We start from the raw sequence: 2817 nt of genomic DNA on the forward strand, positions 1-2817 counted from the left end.
TTTTACTTGACCACTTCACGCCATCACCGAGTAGTTTGATGATCTGCTGTTCGCGTTTAGTGAGCTTGAGGTAATAAGGGCTGGTTTTCGCGCACTGCCTCTCTCTATAGAAGCTAATGTATTGGTAAATGAGTTTTCTACTCATCCACATTTCACCCTGTAAGATACAGTTAAATCCTGTCACTAGCTTATCAAGCGTGTCAGACGCATAAAAAATACCAACGAGATACTGCCATTTGAGCATTTCAGAGTGAGGGAAGTCGCTGGGCGTATTGAGTAATACTTCATGAACATCACTCTCGATATCATCTCTAAGCTCTTGATATTTTTCGGTGTACTGTTTACTCATTGTAGGGTAATCAATAATCACCAAATCTAGGTTAGGAGCTTGTAATGACTTAGTCGATAGTCTTTCTGGTGACACTAGTTTTATGTCTAAATTTACCTTTTGTTCTATAGATTCTTTGAGCAGCGTTGATTGCAAATTGTTCTCTGCTATTAAAATGGCTTGATGAACTCCCGGACTAGCCATGTGTAAACTCCTTTTACTGATCACCGCGTACTTATTAGACTTTAAAGTTTATAGCACGGACTAGTATTCCGCTAATCTGACCATCAAATATTTGAATTATTTTAAGCCTAATTAATAGAACACGTGAAGGTACATTCTATTCTTAACTGGAAGTGTATGTTTACTCTTAGTTTATTTTTACTGTTTTGTGATTTCACAGGATTTAGAAATGTTCCATGCTTCGCTGTCGGTGTGATTCTGTAATGTTGCAGGGAATTGATCTAAGCCTAATATTAAAGTCGTCTTACCGCTATTAACTTTCTGATCATACTCTGAATTGGTATGTGTCTTTAACGTTAATGAGAACGGAGAGTCGTTCTCAATTTTCAATATGATGTCTTGATTTTTTATTGAACACTCAATGGTGTCTAACGTGCTAGCGTAGGTATTTAAATGTGTTAGATAAAATAAAGCGGCGATGAACGCCGCTTTGTCATATATAAAATGTGTCATATTAATTTTGGTAGATAAGACCAACGTTTCCGTTTGCACCGTTACCTAACACAGCTGCATTGTCGAAAGACGTTTGCTCAATCATGATTTGGTTCATGTCACTGTTCGTCAAGTCAATGGTTGCGTTTGAATATGAACCAGTTTGTAACGTAAATAGACGGTTATCGTTACTGTTCATTAGGTCGATGTCTACATCGTTTCTATCACCACCACCAACATCGGTATTAACGATAGTTTCTACGTAGTTTCCATCACCCCAGATATCGATAGCCACATCGTTTCTCTCAACGCCACCGTTACTAAACTCTGTGTAAGTAGTATTTGAGTCACCGTTGATGTATACGTCAGCTTCGTTTCGTACTGAGCTACCTTTCGCTTTCACTACGGAAATGTTGTAGTCGCCATCTTGAGTAACACGTAGATCGTTGTTTTTACCTGACCCTTTCACTTTCACCCTAGCTTGGTTACTCAAGCCATCTTGATCGATAAGCGCGTTGTTTCTTTTATAACGTAGTTTTACATGCGCCTCATTGAGGTTACCGTCTTGAACAACGACTACGTCTGAGCGCTTACTGTTCTGTGTGTCAACAAGTGCTATGTGACCATCAGTGATACCTGACGTGTCTTGCTCAATCAATACGTTAGCATTATCACCATCACCCATTTGCCAAATTGCAGTATTATCCATCGCTAAAGGCTCAATTGCTTCAGCCTTGTTAGAGATTCTTAGATCAGTAACACCCTCTTTCACACCCACTCCTGGAGCAGATGCAGAAGTTGGAAGTGGATCTGCGTGAGCTGCATTAAAACCAATAATGGCACCGACTATAATTCCGATTTTTGTAAGTTTCATAGGTTGTATCCTTATACATTTCCATGTCGACTATGTGTCACCTCAAATGAAGCGACTTTGAATCAAGCTATCCATACTGCGCGCTAATTTGCTTGATTGATGAAGATTCTCATTGAGCTCGATGCATTGACGATCGCAAAGTCGTGCCCGTCTTGAGAAATCCCTAAGTTGTCTCCTCCTGAGCCAGCCATAAACGCCACATTGTGATTACCTTTTTGGTTAATGCTTAATTGGCTGCCTTGCCCAGTGAAGTTCGCTTGTCCTATAACCGCTAAATTGTGGTTTCCATCTTGGGAAATTAACGCTTCGCTATTCCCACCGATCTGCCCAATTGCAGCGGTATTGTCAGATCCGTCTTGATTTATGTACGCGATATTATTCCGTCCCACCTGGTTAATATTCGCAGAATTAGAGTGTCCGCTTTGTTTTATCTTTGCTCTATTATTTGCTTTTATTCCTGGGCTGTATTGAATAATGGCTGAACTTGAATCCGAACTGTTTGTTATATCTATTTCTGAGTAGTTATCTAAATCTCCAGAAGAGATGTTATATAAATCGCTGTAGTCATTAATAATGTCCTGATCGACATTATGTAAAAAGTCCCCTTCAACACCAGAGGCTGCAGCAATATTTGTACTACCTATTGATAAATATAAAAAAGTTAAGCTGGCAAGTGATGCTATCCTACTTATCATTATTTTTACCTTAAAGTGTCTGATGCTCGTGTGTTCAACTAAATAATATATTCCTTGTTGAACGCCGTGTAACTCACTAGCATGTCGAAATAGTAGGTTCACAGGTGAATATCATCTATAAACTTAAAGGTAAAAATATTTAATTGCATATGACGAATTTAATTAGTAATTGGCTTTTTTATCCCTCCATTAGTTAATTAAATCATCTTGTAAATTAATCCAAAAGTTTATATATGCTACTGGGG

General features: G+C 38.6%; 4 protein-coding genes. All 4 read right to left on the reverse strand.

Annotation, left to right across the window (positions count from 1 at the left end):
• On the reverse strand, window positions 1-532 hold a 532-nt coding region (locus BCT81_RS28590), incomplete at its 3' end, for a helix-turn-helix transcriptional regulator (protein ID WP_102426623.1).
• A gap of 177 nt (window positions 533-709) precedes the next feature.
• Window positions 710-1024 (reverse strand): hypothetical protein, encoded by a 315-nt coding sequence (locus tag BCT81_RS28595; RefSeq protein WP_102426624.1) that lies wholly within the window; start codon window positions 1022-1024, stop codon window positions 710-712.
• A 1-nt stretch (window position 1025) separates the two neighbouring features.
• Window positions 1026-1877 (reverse strand): curlin, encoded by an 852-nt coding sequence (locus tag BCT81_RS28600; protein ID WP_102426625.1) that lies wholly within the window; start codon window positions 1875-1877, stop codon window positions 1026-1028.
• Window positions 1878-1960: 83 nt separating this feature from the next.
• Entirely contained in the window at window positions 1961-2572 is a 612-nt protein-coding gene (locus BCT81_RS28605) for a curlin subunit CsgB (RefSeq protein ID WP_102426626.1), read from the reverse strand.
• Between the last annotated feature and the right edge of the window lie 245 nt (window positions 2573-2817).

It is taken from the genome of Vibrio sp. 10N.261.52.A1 (assembly GCF_002876325.1).
In the GTDB taxonomy this organism is placed as follows: Bacteria; Pseudomonadota; Gammaproteobacteria; order Enterobacterales; family Vibrionaceae; genus Vibrio; species Vibrio chagasii.